At 38.1% G+C, this 16,248-nt stretch carries 12 protein-coding genes and 1 other annotated feature; all 12 genes read left to right on the forward strand.

Annotation, left to right across the window (positions count from 1 at the left end):
- Window positions 1-94: 94 nt before the first annotated feature.
- Window positions 95-784, forward strand: coding sequence for a 50S ribosomal protein L1 (gene rplA / locus HHU08_RS00680; protein WP_016204546.1), 690 nt, complete (start codon window positions 95-97; stop codon window positions 782-784).
- 56 nt (window positions 785-840) lie between these two features.
- Window positions 841-991 (forward strand) — a sequence feature (ribosomal protein L10 leader region).
- A gap of 32 nt (window positions 992-1,023) precedes the next feature.
- On the forward strand, window positions 1,024-1,524 hold the full coding sequence (rplJ, locus tag HHU08_RS00685; protein ID WP_016204547.1) for a 50S ribosomal protein L10: 501 nt from the start codon (window positions 1,024-1,026) through the stop codon (window positions 1,522-1,524).
- A 54-nt stretch (window positions 1,525-1,578) separates the two neighbouring features.
- A complete protein-coding gene (gene rplL, locus HHU08_RS00690) occupies window positions 1,579-1,938 on the forward strand; it encodes a 50S ribosomal protein L7/L12 (RefSeq protein WP_016204548.1) in 360 nt (119 codons plus the stop codon).
- Between the two features lie 312 nt (window positions 1,939-2,250).
- Entirely contained in the window at window positions 2,251-2,856 is a 606-nt protein-coding gene (locus HHU08_RS00695) for a class I SAM-dependent methyltransferase (RefSeq protein ID WP_169187597.1), read from the forward strand.
- 244 nt (window positions 2,857-3,100) lie between these two features.
- Window positions 3,101-6,661 (forward strand): DNA-directed RNA polymerase subunit beta, encoded by a 3,561-nt coding sequence (gene rpoB / locus HHU08_RS00700; protein WP_169187598.1) that lies wholly within the window; start codon window positions 3,101-3,103, stop codon window positions 6,659-6,661.
- Between the two features lie 208 nt (window positions 6,662-6,869).
- Window positions 6,870-10,469 (forward strand): DNA-directed RNA polymerase subunit beta', encoded by a 3,600-nt coding sequence (gene rpoC, locus HHU08_RS00705; protein ID WP_169187599.1) that lies wholly within the window; start codon window positions 6,870-6,872, stop codon window positions 10,467-10,469.
- A gap of 225 nt (window positions 10,470-10,694) precedes the next feature.
- Entirely contained in the window at window positions 10,695-10,943 is a 249-nt protein-coding gene (locus tag HHU08_RS00710; protein ID WP_016204552.1) for a 50S ribosomal protein L7ae-like protein, read from the forward strand.
- Window positions 10,944-11,043: 100 nt separating this feature from the next.
- Complete coding sequence (gene rpsL / locus HHU08_RS00715) at window positions 11,044-11,466, forward strand: 30S ribosomal protein S12 (RefSeq protein WP_016204553.1); 423 nt, start codon at window positions 11,044-11,046, stop codon at window positions 11,464-11,466.
- A 40-nt stretch (window positions 11,467-11,506) separates the two neighbouring features.
- The gene (rpsG, locus tag HHU08_RS00720) at window positions 11,507-11,977 is read left to right on the forward strand and encodes a 30S ribosomal protein S7 (protein ID WP_016204554.1); all 471 of its coding nucleotides are present in this window, start codon (window positions 11,507-11,509) and stop codon (window positions 11,975-11,977) included.
- Window positions 11,978-12,024: 47 nt separating this feature from the next.
- Window positions 12,025-14,100, forward strand: coding sequence for an elongation factor G (gene fusA / locus HHU08_RS00725; protein WP_016204555.1), 2,076 nt, complete (start codon window positions 12,025-12,027; stop codon window positions 14,098-14,100).
- Window positions 14,101-14,218: 118 nt separating this feature from the next.
- The gene (tuf, locus tag HHU08_RS00730) at window positions 14,219-15,406 is read left to right on the forward strand and encodes an elongation factor Tu (RefSeq protein WP_016204556.1); all 1,188 of its coding nucleotides are present in this window, start codon (window positions 14,219-14,221) and stop codon (window positions 15,404-15,406) included.
- 502 nt (window positions 15,407-15,908) lie between these two features.
- On the forward strand, window positions 15,909-16,217 hold the full coding sequence (gene rpsJ / locus HHU08_RS00735; protein ID WP_009336571.1) for a 30S ribosomal protein S10: 309 nt from the start codon (window positions 15,909-15,911) through the stop codon (window positions 16,215-16,217).
- The last annotated feature ends 31 nt before the right edge of the window (window positions 16,218-16,248 follow it).

The following is a 16,248-nucleotide window of genomic DNA, read 5'->3' on the forward strand; positions in this document are numbered from 1 at the left end:
GATTAAGGTTGTGACGACGGTGAATCTTTAGTCGCAACCTTTATTCGTGGGAGGTAATTCCGCTAAAACCACAATTCAAGGAGGAAATAAAGTTATGGCTAAAAAAGGTAAGAAGTATTTAGAAGCTATCAAACTTGTTGATCGTACTAAAACTTACCCAATTCAAGAAGCAATTGAGTTAGTGAAAAAAACTAGCACTACAAAATTTGATGCATCAGTTGAGGTTGCTTTCCGTCTAGGAGTAGATCCTAAGAAAGCTGATCAGCAAATCCGTGGAGCAGTAGTTCTTCCGAACGGAACTGGTAAAACTCAACGCGTTTTAGTTTTCGCTAAAGGTGAAAAATTAAAAGAAGCAGAAGCAGCAGGAGCAGACTTTGTAGGCGATGCTGAATATATAACTAAAATCCAACAAGGTTGGTTTGATTTTGACGTAATCGTTGCAACTCCAGACATGATGGGTGAAGTTGGTAAACTTGGTCGTGTATTAGGACCTAAAGGTTTAATGCCAAACCCTAAAACTGGTACAGTTACATTTGATGTAACAAAAGCAGTTAACGAAATCAAAGCTGGTAAAGTAGAATACCGCGTAGATAAAGCTGGTAATGTACATGTTCCAATTGGTAAAGTTTCTTTCGATGAAGCAAAACTAGTTGAAAACTTCAAAACTATCTTTGATACAATGTCAAAAGCAAAACCAGCAGCTGCAAAAGGAACTTACATGAAGAACGTTTCTGTTACTTCAACAATGGGACCTGGCGTAAAAGTAGATCCTTCTACTGTTTGATAAAAATTGGTATTTGACAAAACAAGATAGATAGAATATACTTCATCTTGTTGAAAAAATAAATAACATTTGTACCGTAGACAGTAGGTGCTTATATAAGCTTAATTTCCTACCGAGGTAATACGATAGATTATTTGATCAGTTGTGAGAACGACTATTGTATACACCTCCATGTCTAAAAAGATATGGAGGATTTTATTTGTCGGTATGAATGTAGAAATTCTACAGGAGGTGTAAAGATGAGCAGCGTAATCGAACAAAAGAAACAAATAGTATCTGATATTGCTGAGAAATTCAAAGCAAGTAAATCAACTATCGTTGTTGACTACCGTGGTTTGACTGTTTCAGAAGTAACTGAACTTCGTAAACAACTTCGTGACGCAGGAATCGAGTTCAAAGTTTTCAAAAACTCTTTAACTCGCCGTGCTGCAGAATCTGTTGAATTAGCAGGTTTAAACGAATCATTAACTGGTCCAAACGCTATTGCGTTCAGTAATGAGGATGTTGTTGCACCAGCAAAAATTTTAAACGACTTCGCTAAAAAACATGAAGCGTTAGAAATTAAAGCAGGAGTAATCGAAGGAAACTTAGCAACTGTTGAAGAAGTGAAAGCTCTAGCTGAACTTCCATCACGCGAAGGTTTACTTTCTATGTTACTCAGCGTTCTTCAAGCACCAATCCGCAACCTTGCTCTTGCTACAAAAGCAGTTGCAGATCAAAAAGAAGAACAAGGCGCTTAATATTTTATACGGAAACGTATCATAAAAACCCAAAAAACAAGGAGGAAACATATAATGTCTAAAGAACAAATCTTAGAAGCAGTTAAAAATATGACTGTTTTAGAATTAAACGATTTAGTAAAAGCGATTGAAGAAGAATTTGGAGTAACTGCTGCTGCTCCTGTAGCTGTAGTTGCAGGTGGCGGAGAAGCTGCTGCAGAAAAAACTGAGTTTGATGTAGTTCTTGCATCTGCTGGAGATCAAAAAATCAAAGTTATCAAAGTTGTACGTGAAATCACAGGTCTTGGTCTTAAAGAAGCAAAAGAACTTGTTGACAACACTCCAAAAGCTGTTAAAGAAGGAGCTTCTAAAGAAGAAGCTGAAGAAATCAAAGCTAAACTTGAAGAAGTTGGAGCTAACGTTGAAGTTAAGTAATGTTAGTTAAAAAGAAGCTCGCTATAATAGCGGGCTTTTTTTTCCTAAAGTGCGTGAGACTTAAGAAAAAGGCTGATTCTAATCTGCTAAGTTAGAACGGAGCTAAACCATCTTTTTGTGTAAGTGAATTCACTCTCTAGCTTTATAGAAGAATGATTTGCTTTATGGGAAAGGTTATGAATAACTTCTAACTGGATGTGATAGCTTGAAGAGTCATCTGCACTTTTTTAATTGATTGCCATGCAAATGAGCGTTGTAATCATCCTCAAGTAGTAGTCTTCCTTATATAAATTCTCCTAAGGAGGTGTTCGTATGTCAGAACATTATTATTCCCGAACCCAGAATGTAAATAGCGATCCAAATTACTGGAATTTTACGCTCAAAGGCAATACAATACGTTTTAAAACAGATAATGGGGTTTTTTCCAAAAGAGAAGTAGATTTTGGTTCTAGACTATTAATAGAATCTTATACATTTCCGAACCTAGATGGAGATATATTGGATGTAGGTTGTGGTTATGGTCCAATAGGTCTTTCTATTGCAAAGGAAGCTCCAGATAGAATGGTTCATATGGTAGATGTCAACTTACGTGCTATTGAATTGGCTCAAGAAAATGCGCGGCAAAATGGCGTTGGAAATATTCAAATCTATGAAAGTGATCGACTTCTTGGTGTGAAAGGTGAGAAGTTTGCTTCCATTTTAACGAATCCGCCGATTAGAGCAGGAAAGAAAGTTGTACATGATATTCTTGAGCAAAGTTATGAACGTTTAGCTGCAAATGGTGAACTTTGGGTTGTGATTCAAAAGAAACAAGGAGCCCCGTCTGCTATTGCGAAATTAGAAGCGTTTTTTAAAGAAGTAAATGTAGTAGAAAAGAAAAAAGGGTATTTTATAATTCAAGCAAAAAAGATTGACTAGTCCTTTTTGTTGTGATAGCATTGTATAATGCCAATATAATATTTTTCTGAAACTCGCAATTTTATCTAACTCATTGTATAAAATTGGTGTTAAAAGGAAAAACTAACAGAATAATATTAGAAATATGAAAATGCGGTTTTTATTGGAAAACCCTTTTTCTTTTTGTCTTATAAAAAAGGGTTTATATCCTTTTGATAAGATGTAAATAGATGTACTATAACGTTTGATTTGAGGGGTGAATCAGTTGACAGGTCAACTTGTTCAGTATGGACGACACCGCCAGCGCAGAAGCTACGCAAGAATTAGTGAGGTTTTAGAATTACCAAATCTTATTGAAATCCAAACCTCTTCCTATCAATGGTTTTTAGATGAGGGATTGCGAGAAATGTTCCAGGACATTTCGCCTATTGAAGATTTTACTGGCAATTTATCACTTGATTTCATTGATTACAGCTTAGGGGAACCTAAGTATTCAGTGGAAGAATCGAAAGAACGAGATGTTACATATTCAGCGCCTTTACGTGTGAAAGTCCGTCTTGTGAATAAAGAAACAGGAGAAGTAAAAGACCAAGATGTATTCATGGGTGATTTCCCGCTTATGACTGAAACTGGTACTTTTATTATTAACGGTGCGGAGCGAGTTATCGTTTCTCAGTTAGTACGTTCTCCAAGTGTGTATTATAATGGGAAAATTGATAAAAACGGAAAAAAAGGATTTACAGCAACTGTAATTCCTAACCGTGGAGCTTGGCTAGAGTATGAAACAGATGCTAAGGATGTTGTTTATGTACGTATTGACCGTACTCGTAAACTTCCAGTTACAGTTCTGTTACGTGCATTAGGATTTGGCTCTGACCAAGAGATTATTGAATTGATTGGTGACAATGAATATTTACGAAATACTTTAGAAAAAGATAACACCGAGGGAACAGACAAAGCGCTATTAGAAATTTATGAGCGTCTTCGTCCTGGTGAGCCACCTACTGTTGAAAATGCAAAAAGTCTATTGGTTTCAAGATTCTTTGATCCAAAAAGATATGATCTTGCCAATGTAGGTCGTTATAAAATTAACAAGAAGCTTCACATTAAAAATAGATTGTTCGGTCAACGCTTGGCTGAAACACTTGTGGATCCTGAAACAGGAGAAATCATTGCTGAAAAGGGAACTCTTTTAGATCGCCGTGCACTTGATCGTATTATTCCGAATCTAGAAAACAATATTGGATTTAAAAAGTTAAGCCCATATGGCGGCGTTTTAGAAGATGATGTTGTGGTTCAATCGGTAAAAATTTATTCACCATTAGATGAAGGTGACAAAGAAATTAATGTTATTAGTAATGCATATGTAGAAGAAGCTGTGAAAAACATCTCTCCTGCAGACATAATTGCGTCTATCAGCTATTTCTTTAACTTATTACATGGTGTAGGTTTAACAGATGATATTGATCATTTAGGGAATAGACGTATTCGTTCTGTAGGTGAATTGCTACAAAATCAATTCCGAATTGGTCTATCACGAATGGAACGTGTTGTACGTGAAAGAATGTCCATTCAAGATACAAATACAATTACACCGCAGCAATTAATCAATATTCGACCAGTAATTGCATCTACTAAAGAATTCTTTGGAAGCTCTCAGCTTTCTCAGTTTATGGACCAAACAAATCCATTAGCAGAATTAACGAATAAACGTCGTTTGTCTGCATTAGGACCTGGTGGTTTAACGCGAGAACGTGCGGGAATGGAAGTGCGTGACGTTCACTATTCTCACTATGGCCGTATGTGTCCGATTGAGACACCAGAGGGACCAAACATTGGTTTAATTAACTCTTTATCTTCTTATGCAAAAGTGAATCGATTTGGATTTATTGAGACACCGTATCGACGTGTTGACCCTGAAACAGGTAAAGTATCATCACGAATTGATTACTTAACTGCTGATGAACAAGATAACTATGTAGTTGCCCAAGCGAATGCTCGATTAGGAGAAGACGGTTCTTTCTTGGATGAAGATGTTGTTGCACGTTTCCGTGATGAGAACGTTGTTGTCAAACGTGATCGTGTAGACTATATGGACGTATCACCAAAGCAAGTAGTTTCTCCAGCAACAGCTTGTATTCCGTTCTTAGAAAACGATGACTCGAACCGTGCTCTGATGGGAGCAAACATGCAACGTCAAGCAGTACCTTTAATGCAACCAGAAGCTCCGATGGTAGGAACTGGAATGGAGTATGTTTCAGGAAAAGACTCCGGTGCCGCTGTTATTTGTAAGCATCCTGGTATTGTTGAACATGTAGAAGCACGTGGAGTTTGGGTAAGACGTATTTCTGAAGTAGATGGTCAAGAAGTTAAAGGTAATCTTGATAAGTATAAAATGCTTAAATTTACCCGTTCAAACCAAGGAACATGTTATAACCAACGCCCAATTGTTGCTGTTGGTGATAAGGTAGTCAAAGGGGAAGTTCTAGCAGATGGACCTTCTATGGAACTTGGAGAATTAGCTCTTGGACGTAACGTATTAGTTGCCTTTATGACATGGGATGGATACAACTACGAGGATGCTATTATCATGAGCGAGCGCTTAGTTAAAGATGATGTTTATACATCTATTCATATTGAAGAATATGAATCAGAGTCTCGCGATACAAAGTTAGGACCAGAAGAAATTACACGTGATATCCCGAATGTTGGGGAAGATGCATTACGCAACTTAGATGATCGCGGTATTATTCGTATTGGTGCAGAAGTGAAAGATGGAGACTTGCTAGTTGGTAAAGTTACACCTAAAGGGGTAACAGAATTAACAGCAGAGGAACGCTTGTTACATGCTATCTTTGGTGAAAAAGCACGTGAAGTTCGTGATACAAGTTTACGTGTTCCACATGGTGGAGGCGGTATTGTTCATGATGTTAAAGTCTTCAATAGAGAAGATGGAGATGAATTACCACCAGGAGTTAACCAATTAGTTCGTGTATATATTGTTCAAAAACGTAAAATCCATGAAGGTGATAAGATGGCAGGTCGTCATGGTAACAAAGGGGTTATCTCCCGAATTTTACCTGAAGAAGATATGCCGTATTTACCAGACGGAACACCAGTTGATATCATGTTAAACCCACTAGGTGTACCATCACGTATGAACATCGGTCAGGTATTAGAATTGCATCTTGGAATGGCTGCAAGAAGCCTAGGTATCCATGTTGCATCTCCGGTATTTGATGGAGCTCGTGAAGAAGATGTTTGGGAAACGATTAGAGAAGCTGGAATGGCGCAAGATGCTAAAACAGTACTATATGACGGACGTACAGGTGAACCATTTGATAACCGTGTATCTGTGGGCGTTATGTATATGATCAAACTTGCTCACATGGTTGATGATAAACTGCATGCACGTTCTACTGGACCATATTCTTTAGTAACGCAGCAGCCACTAGGAGGAAAAGCTCAATTCGGTGGTCAGCGTTTTGGAGAGATGGAGGTTTGGGCGCTTGAAGCTTATGGAGCGGCTTATACTTTGCAAGAAATTCTTACCGTTAAATCAGATGATGTTGTTGGTCGTGTGAAAACGTACGAAGCAATTGTTAAAGGGGAAAATGTTCCAGAACCAGGAGTACCTGAATCATTCCGCGTATTAATGAAAGAGCTGCAAAGCTTAGGTTTAGATGTAAAAATCTTATCTAGCACAGAGGAAGAAATTGAAATGAGAGACACAGATGATGATGATGAAATTCATCAAGCTGAATCTCTAACAATTGTTTCGGAAACAAAAGAGCCTGAGTCAGAAAAGGTAGGCATGCAAGAATAATAAAGTAATGAACATGGCCTGTCTAAAAACGAAAGGGTCAGACTCCACCATGAAGACATCTAGATAGAAGATCCTTATATATCTTTTATAAATAGATTATTCACGTGAGGTCAGACCCTTTTGTGACGGCCTGTCTTTGATTATAAATGTTTTTAAGAAGTTTTTAAGTAAGGCGAAAAGCCTGAAGATCGAAAGGGAGGTAGGACCCTTGTTGGATGTTAATAATTTTGAATATATGAAAATAGGTCTAGCTTCACCAGACAAAATCCGTTCTTGGTCATTTGGTGAAGTTAAAAAGCCAGAAACAATTAACTATCGTACTTTAAAACCGGAAAAAGATGGCTTGTTCTGTGAGCGTATTTTTGGTCCTACAAAAGACTGGGAATGTCACTGTGGTAAATACAAGCGTGTTAGATACAAAGGTGTAGTTTGTGATCGCTGTGGAGTAGAAGTTACACGTGCAAAGGTTCGTCGTGAACGTATGGGTCATATCGAATTAGCAGCACCAGTTTCACATATTTGGTATTTTAAAGGGATTCCTAGCCGTATGGGTCTTGTGTTGGATATGTCTCCACGTGCGTTGGAAGAAGTTATTTATTTTGCTTCTTACGTAGTAACAGATCCAGGTGATACTGCTCTTGAGAAAAAACAACTTCTTTCTGAAAAAGAATATCGAGCATATCGTGATAAATACGGAGTGAAATTCCAAGCTTCTATGGGAGCTGAATCAATCAAAAAACTACTATCTGACATTGATTTAAATAAAGATGTAGAAGCATTAAAAGAAGAATTGAAAACTGCACAAGGTCAAAGAAGAACTCGTGCAATTAAAAGATTAGAAGTATTAGAAGCATTCCGTGGTTCTGGTAATGAACCTTCTTGGATGATTCTTGACGTACTTCCGGTAATTCCTCCAGAATTACGCCCGATGGTTCAATTAGACGGTGGACGTTTTGCTACTTCTGACCTAAATGATTTATATCGCCGCGTTATTAACCGTAATAATCGCTTAAAAAGATTATTAGACTTAGGAGCACCAAGTATAATCGTTCAAAACGAAAAACGTATGCTTCAAGAAGCGGTTGATGCATTGATTGATAATGGTCGTCGTGGTCGTCCGGTAACAGGTCCTGGTAACAGACCACTTAAATCACTATCTCACATGCTAAAAGGTAAGCAAGGACGTTTCCGTCAAAACTTACTAGGAAAACGTGTTGACTATTCTGGACGTTCTGTTATTGTTGTTGGTCCGAACTTAAAGATGTATCAATGTGGTTTGCCTAGAGAGATGGCAATTGAATTGTTTAAACCTTTCGTTATGAAAGAGTTAGTTGAAAAAGGTATTGCTCATAATATTAAGTCTGCAAAAAGAAAAATCGAAAGACTTCAACCAGAAGTGTGGGATGTACTTGAAGAAGTGATTAAAGAGCATCCAGTATTGCTTAACCGCGCCCCAACTCTACATAGATTGGGAATTCAAGCGTTTGAACCTACTTTAGTAGAAGGCCGTGCGATTCGTCTACATCCGCTAGTATGTACAGCGTACAATGCTGACTTTGACGGTGACCAAATGGCGGTTCACGTTCCTTTATCTTCTGAGGCACAAGCGGAAGCGCGCTTACTTATGCTTGCAGCTCAAAATATCTTGAATCCTAAAGATGGTAAACCAGTTGTTACTCCTTCACAGGATATGGTATTAGGAAACTACTACCTAACATTAGAACGTGAAGGTGCAGTTGGAGAAGGTAGTATCTTCAATGATACGAGCGAAGCAATATTGGCTTACCAAAATGGTTACGTACATTTACACACACGTGTAGCAGTGCGTGCTAGCTCTTTAAACAATGAAACATTTACAGAAGAGCAAAATAAACAATTGTTATTAACAACAGTTGGTAAATTAATATTCAATGAAATTTTGCCGAAATCTTTCCCATACATTAACGAACCGACTAAAACAAATTTAGAAGAAAAAACTCCTGAGAGATACTTTGTTGAGCCAGGTGTAGATGTTCCTGCTGCTATCAGAGAGTTACAGATTATTGATCCGTTTAAAAAGAAAATTTTAGGGAATATAATCGCTGAAGTATTTAAACGATTCAAGATCACTGAAACTTCTAAGATGTTGGATAGAATGAAAGACTTAGGATTTAAACATTCTACAAAAGCCGGTATTACAGTTGGTGTGGCTGATATCGTTGTATTAGGTGAAAAACAAGAAATTATCGACGAAGCACAAAGTAAAGTTGATAATGTCATGAAACAATTTAAACGCGGATTAATTACAGAGGAAGAACGTTACGATCGCGTAATTTCTATCTGGAGTGCTGCGAAAGATACAATTCAAGCGAAGCTAATGAAATCATTGGATAAACGAAATCCAATCTTTATGATGAGTGACTCAGGTGCTCGTGGTAACGCATCTAACTTTACACAGCTTGCTGGTATGCGTGGTTTGATGGCCAACCCGGCTGGTAGAATTATCGAGTTACCGATTATCTCAAGTTTCCGTGAAGGATTAACAGTATTAGAGTACTTTATCTCTACTCACGGTGCTCGTAAAGGTCTTGCCGATACAGCACTGAAAACAGCAGACTCTGGTTACTTAACTCGTCGTCTAGTGGATGTAGCACAGGATGTTATTGTCCGTGATGATGATTGTGGTACAGATAGAGGATTGTTAGTTTCTGCTCTTAGAGAAGGTACAGAAATTATTGAATCTCTTGATGAGCGTTTAATTGGCCGTTATGCAAGAAAGGCTATTAGACATCCAGAAACGAAGGAAGTTATTGTTCCTGAAAATGGACTTATTACAGAAGATTTAGCTGTGGAAATAGTAGGAGCTAATATTGAAGAAGTGTGGATTCGTTCTGCATTTACATGTAATACTCGTCATGGAGTATGTAAAAAATGTTATGGTCGCAACCTAGCAACTGGCCAAGAGGTGGAAGTAGGAGAAGCTGTTGGTATTATAGCTGCGCAATCCATCGGGGAACCTGGTACACAGTTAACGATGCGTACATTCCATACTGGTGGTGTTGCTGGAGATGATATTACACAAGGTTTACCTCGTATTCAGGAAATATTCGAAGCTCGTAATCCAAAAGGGCAAGCCGTTATTACTGAAATGGCAGGGGTTGTTGTTGGTATCAATGAAGGTAGAGACCGTCAACACGAAATTGTAGTTCAAGGTGAATTAGAAACTAGAACATATACTGCTCCTTATACAGCAAGACTGAAAGTGAAAGTTGATGATGTAGTAGAACAAGGGCAGGAATTAACAGAAGGTTCTATTGATCCGAAAGAATTAATTAAAGTGAAAAACGTTACAGCAGTACAAGAATATTTACTTCGTGAAGTACAGAAAGTTTATCGTATGCAAGGGGTAGAAATTGGTGATAAACACGTAGAGGTGATGGTTCGCCAAATGCTTCGCAAAATCAGAGTAGTAGATGCTGGTGAGACAGAAGTATTACCAGGTACACTACTAGATATTCACCAATTTACTGATGCAAACGCAAAAGCTTTAAGAGAAGGAAAACTTCCTGCTACAGGAAGACCAGTATTGCTTGGTATTACGAAAGCATCTCTTGAAACAGATTCATTCTTGTCAGCTGCATCGTTCCAAGAAACTACAAGAGTTCTTACAGATGCTGCAATTAAAGGCAAGCGCGATGAGTTATTAGGATTGAAAGAGAATGTAATTATTGGTAAATTAGTTCCAGCTGGAACGGGTATGCCAAGATATCGTCATGCTGAACCTATTACTGCAGAAGAACTAACAGAAGAATCAGTTACTGTAGAATAATACGTTCCTATAAATGATTAATATCTATAAGGACTTGGATATTACGAGGATTATATCGACTCTATCATAAAGAAGAGAAGATATAATCTCTCGTAAGCCATGACCTTTCGAAAACAATCTAGTTATCTCTATAAAAGTTTTCTAGGAAAATAATTGACATCTGAAATTATAGATGATACTATATCAAAGGTGCTCCTATTCACCTGTTACTTTGGAGGATATAATATGTCTTATGAAAAAGTGCAACAGGCAAGAAAAATAGTAGTAGGAACAAAGCAAACAGTAAAAGCGTTAAAAAAAGGAATAGCGACAGAAGTTATCGTTGCAGAAGATGCTGATCCAATGTTAAAGAGAAAGGTATCCGAGGTAGCTGAAGAAGTGAATATTCCCATTATACTTGTTGAATCCATGAGGAAGCTTGGCGAATCATGCGGAATAGAAGTAGGCGCAGCAACTGTTGCCATAATTAATTAAAACTGTTTTTATGGAATTAACCATGAGAACTTTGTTTTTGCCCTAATATGAACCACCTGGATGTGTGGGCTTCAAACATAAAGGAAGGGAGGAAAAAGAAATGCCAACAATTAACCAATTAGTGCGCAAGCCTCGTCAATCTGCTGAAGAGAAGTCGAAGTCTCCTGCGTTAAACAAAGGTTATAACAGTTTCAAAAAAGCACAAACAAACGTATCATCACCTCAAAAACGTGGGGTATGTACTCGTGTTGGTACAATGACACCGAAAAAACCAAACTCTGCATTACGTAAATATGCACGTGTTCGTTTAACAAACGGTATCGAAGTAACAGCATACATTCCTGGTATTGGTCACAACCTACAAGAACATAGTGTTGTACTAATCCGTGGAGGACGTGTAAAAGATTTACCGGGGGTACGTTATCATATCGTACGCGGTGCGCTTGATACTGCTGGAGTTAACAACCGTATGCAAGGTCGTTCTAAATACGGTACGAAAAAACCAAAAGCAGCAAAAAAATAATAAACTAGAATTTATAGCATAATCGAAAGGAGGAAATCAAATGCCACGTAAAGGTCCTGTAGCAAAAAGAGACGTATTACCAGATCCGATTTACAATTCAAAGCTTGTATCTCGTTTAATCAATAAAATGATGATCGATGGTAAAAGAGGAAAATCGCAAGCTATCCTATATTCAGCATTCGAAATCGTTGCTGAGCGTTCTGGAAAAGAAGCGATTGAAGTATTTGATCAAGCATTAAAGAATATCATGCCAGTTCTTGAAGTAAGAGCACGCCGTGTTGGTGGTTCTAACTATCAAGTTCCAGTGGAGGTTCGTCCTGAAAGACGTACAACTTTAGGTCTTCGCTGGTTAGTTAACTATGCTCGTCTTCGCGGTGAGAAAACAATGGAAGAGAGACTAGCTAACGAAATCTTGGATGCAGCTAACAACACTGGTGCATCTGTTAAGAAACGTGAAGATACACACAAAATGGCTGAAGCGAACAAAGCGTTTGCTCACTACCGTTGGTAAGATTATAATATACAAAAATACTTTCATTATGAAAGGAGAAAGACCAAATGGCAAGAGAGTTCTCCTTAGAAAACACTCGTAATATTGGTATCATGGCCCATATTGATGCTGGTAAAACGACTACAACTGAGCGTGTACTTTATTACACTGGTCGTATCCACAAAATTGGTGAAACTCATGAAGGTGCATCTCAAATGGACTGGATGGAGCAAGAACAAGAGCGTGGAATTACCATTACTTCAGCGGCAACAACTGCACAATGGAAAGGTAACCGTGTAAACATTATCGATACTCCAGGGCACGTAGACTTCACTGTTGAAGTTGAACGTTCTCTTCGTGTACTTGATGGTGCGGTTGCAGTACTTGATGCTCAATCTGGTGTTGAGCCACAAACAGAAACTGTTTGGCGTCAAGCTACAACATACGGTGTACCTCGTGTAGTATTCGTAAACAAAATGGATAAAATCGGTGCAGACTTCCTTTATTCATTAAAAACTTTACATGATCGTTTACAAGCAAACGCTCATGCAATTCAACTACCGATTGGTGCTGAAGATCAATTCGAAGGTATCATTGACTTAGTTGAAATGAAAGCAACTTTCTACGGTAATGACCTAGGAACAGATGTTCAAGAACGTGAAATTCCAGAAGAGTACAAAGAGTTAGCTGATGAATACCATGAAAAATTGGTTGAAGCTGTAGCTGAACTTGATGAAGATCTAATGGAAAAATACCTTGGTGGTGAGGAAATCACTACTGATGAGTTAAAAGCTGCTATCCGTAAAGGTACAGTTAACGTTGAATTCTATCCAGTAATCTGTGGATCTGCTTTCAAAAACAAAGGTGTTCAACCAATGCTTGATGCTGTAATTGATTACTTACCATCACCATTAGATGTACCTGCAATTAAAGGTACTGCTCCTGATTCTGATGAAGTAATTGAAAAGCATTCAAGTGATGATGAAGCATTTGCTGCTCTTGCATTCAAAGTAATGACAGATCCATTCGTTGGTAAACTGACATTCTTCCGTGTATATTCTGGTACATTGAGCTCAGGTTCTTATGTACAAAACTCTACAAAAGGCAAACGCGAGCGTGTAGGACGTATCCTTCAAATGCATGCGAATAGCCGTCAAGAGATCACAGAAGTATATGCAGGTGATATCGCAGCAGCAGTTGGTTTAAAAGATACTACAACTGGAGATACTCTGTGTGATGAAAAGAACTTAGTAATCTTAGAATCCATGGAATTCCCAGAACCAGTTATCGAATTGTCTATTGAGCCAAAATCAAAAGCTGACCAAGACAAAATGACAACTGCGCTACAAAAATTACAAGAAGAAGATCCAACATTCCGTGCACATACTAACCAGGAAACTGGTCAAGTTATCATTGCAGGTATGGGTGAACTTCACTTAGACATTCTTGTAGACCGTATGCGTCGTGAATTCAAGGTAGAAGCTAATGTTGGTGCACCTCAGGTTGCTTACCGTGAAACATTCCGTTCATCTGCTGCAGTTGAAGGTAAATTCACTCGTCAATCTGGTGGTCGTGGACAATATGGTCACGTTTGGATCGAATTCGCTCCAAATGAAGAAGGTAAAGGATTCGAATTTGAAAATGCTATCGTCGGTGGTGTTGTTCCACGTGAATACATCGCTCCAGTTCAAGCTGGTCTAGAAGATGCATTACAAAGAGGAGTACTTGCTGGTTACCCATTGGTTGACATCAAAGCTAAATTATTTGATGGATCATACCATGATGTTGACTCATCTGAAATGGCGTTCAAAATCGCTGCTTCAATGGCATTGAAAAATGCAGCATCTAAATGTAATCCTGTAATTCTTGAACCTGTTATGAGAGTAGAAGTTATCATTCCAGAAGAATACATGGGTGATATCATGGGTAACATCACTTCACGTCGTGGACGTGTAGAAGGTATGGAAGCTCGTGGTAACGCACAAGTAGTTCGTGCGATGGTTCCTCTATCTGAAATGTTTGGTTATGCTACGACATTACGTTCAAGCACGCAAGGTCGCGGTGTGTTCTCAATGGTGTTTGACCATTATGAAGAAGTACCAAAATCAATCTCTGAAGAGATCATCAAAAAAAATAAAGGGTAATTGTTGATTTTACCTTTTTAATGAAGTATAACTACTATGTAAGCAATAAAGCTGTGATGAATAATCACAGCTCTATAAAAATACTTAATTTTTTACAAATCAAAGGAGGATTTTCCTAATGGCAAAAGCTAAATACGATCGTTCAAAGCCACACGTAAATATTGGAACTATTGGTCACGTTGACCATGGTAAAACTACTTTAACAGCTGCTATCACAACTGTACTTGCAAAAGCAGGTGGAGCTGAAGCTCGCGGTTATGATCAAATCGACGCTGCTCCAGAAGAGCGTGAGCGTGGAATTACAATCTCAACTGCACACGTTGAGTATGAAACTGAAACTCGTCACTATGCACACGTTGACTGCCCAGGACATGCTGACTATGTTAAAAACATGATCACTGGTGCTGCACAAATGGACGGCGGTATCTTAGTAGTATCTGCTACTGATGGTCCAATGCCACAAACTCGTGAGCACATTCTTCTTTCTCGTCAAGTTGGTGTACCTCACTTAGTAGTATTCTTAAACAAATGTGATATGGTTGATGACGAAGAATTATTAGAATTAGTAGAAATGGAAGTACGTGACCTATTATCAGAATATGAATTCCCTGGTGATGATATTCCTGTAATTAAAGGTTCTGCTCTTAAAGCTCTTGAAGGAGATGCTGCTTGGGAAGAAAAAGTTATCGAGCTTATGGCTGCGGTTGACGAATATATCCCAACACCAACTCGTGACACTGACAAACCATTCATGATGCCAGTTGAGGATGTATTCTCAATCACTGGTCGTGGTACAGTTGCTACTGGTCGTGTTGAGCGTGGACAAGTTAAAGTTGGTGACGTTGTAGACATCATCGGTTTAGCTGAAGAGAAAAAATCAACTACTGTAACTGGTGTTGAAATGTTCCGTAAATTACTTGACTATGCAGAAGCTGGAGATAACATCGGTGCACTTCTTCGTGGGGTTGCTCGTGAAGATATCCAACGTGGTCAAGTATTAGCAAAACCAGGTACAATTACTCCACACGTAAAATTCAAAGCTGAAGTTTACGTATTATCAAAAGAAGAAGGTGGACGTCATACTCCATTCTTCACAAACTACCGTCCACAGTTCTACTTCCGTACAACTGATGTAACTGGTATTTGTAACTTACCTGAAGGCGTAGAAATGGTTATGCCTGGCGATAACATCGAAATGGATGTTGAATTAATTTCTTCTATCGCTATCGAAGAAGGAACTAAATTCTCTATTCGTGAAGGTGGACGTACAGTAGGCGCTGGTGTCGTTGCTACTATCGTTGAGTAATAACTTATAATAGAAAAAACAAGCTGATTAGTCAGCTTGTTTTTTTGTGCTTAAATTGTATAGAAATATCTATTATTCTCCTGAAGCTTCATGTTTAAATAGTTAGGAGAAAAGCTATAATAGATAGATGTACATATTATAGAAGAAAGTAGGTTTCCAAAATCTTTCTATATAATATAGTATTGATATTTGTTAGAATAAGAAAGTGCTGTTAAGAGATCAGTTAAAATTAGTCGTTTTCATATTTAATTGACTGACTATTATACATTGCCTTGAAATATCATGGCAGTATATGTATAATAATCTGAGTGTACTAAAACGAAAGAAAAATAATAATAGTTGTTGCTTTTCTAGGCGTTTTTATGTATAATAGACAATGTTGGTCTTTGACTGCGATGATGTGGGAGGTTGCTGACACACCCGGCCGCTTTGCCATGGCGAGTGTGTGGGAAATTCCTACGGAGAATGTCTATTCTAAAATAGGCGAAAAGGAGGGAAAATAATGGCAAAACAAAAAATTCGTATTCGTTTAAAAGCGTATGATCATAGAATTTTAGATCAATCAGCTGAGAAAATTGTTGAAACTGCAAAACGTTCTGGTGCTGCTGTATCTGGACCAATTCCGTTACCAACTGAAAAGTCTATATACACAATCTTACGTGCGGTTCATAAATATAAAGATTCTCGTGAACAGTTTGAAATGCGTACGCATAAACGTCTAATCGACATCGTGAACCCAACTCCACAAACAGTTGATTCACTAATGCGTCTGGATTTACCGTCAGGTGTAGATATCGAAATTAAATTATAATTGAAATAAACATTTAAACTATCAGGAGGTG

Origin of the sequence: Niallia alba (assembly GCF_012933555.1) — a bacterium.
Classification (GTDB): Bacteria; Bacillota; Bacilli; order Bacillales; family Cytobacillaceae; genus Niallia; species Niallia alba.